Raw genomic sequence first — 593 nt, 5'->3', positions numbered from 1 at the left:
AATGATGTCACGCTGAAAATGCCGGCCTTTGAATGGGTTCATGTGCAGCTCCATCAGCAAAAGGGGATGATAAGTTTATCACCACCGACTATTTGCAACAGTGCCAAATGAAGTCACAGGTGGTCGTCAGCTGACAGACAATCCGAAAGACGTTGCCCGGATGCTGAAAAAAGACGGCAAGGACTCCGATATCCGGATTGGCGACCTGCCGATTATCCGGGATTCTGAAATCCAGAACTTCTGTCTGCACGGCACGGTCGGGGCCGGTAAGTCGGAAGTTATCCGTCGTCTGGCCAACTACGCCCGTCAGCGCGGTGATATGGTGGTGATTTATGACCGTTCAGGGGAATTTGTTAAAAGTTACTATGATCCCTCCATCGATAAGATCCTGAATCCGCTGGATGCCCGCTGTGCCGCCTGGGATTTATGGAAGGAGTGTCTGACACAGCCGGATTTTGATAATACGGCAAATACCCTGATCCCGATGGGCACAAAAGAGGACCCGTTCTGGCAGGGTTCAGGACGTACCATTTTTGCGGAAGCGGCGTACCTGATGCGTAATGACCCCAACCGCAGCTACAGCAAACTGGTGG

At 51.9% G+C, this 593-nt stretch carries 1 protein-coding gene; it reads left to right on the top strand.

The window, feature by feature from the left end; all coding sequences use genetic code 11:
* Positions 1 to 100 precede the first annotated feature (100 nt).
* Positions 101 to 593, top strand: a 493-nt coding sequence (locus ABD361_RS30505) for a type IV secretion system DNA-binding domain-containing protein (protein ID WP_344440228.1), incomplete at its 3' end; no start/stop codon positions are given.

This window comes from Streptomyces luteosporeus, from assembly GCF_039532865.1.
GTDB lineage: Bacteria > Actinomycetota > Actinomycetes > Streptomycetales > Streptomycetaceae > Streptomyces > Streptomyces luteosporeus.
Note: the sequence above shows the minus strand (reverse complement) of the source record. Positions and strands in the feature narration are given on the sequence as shown.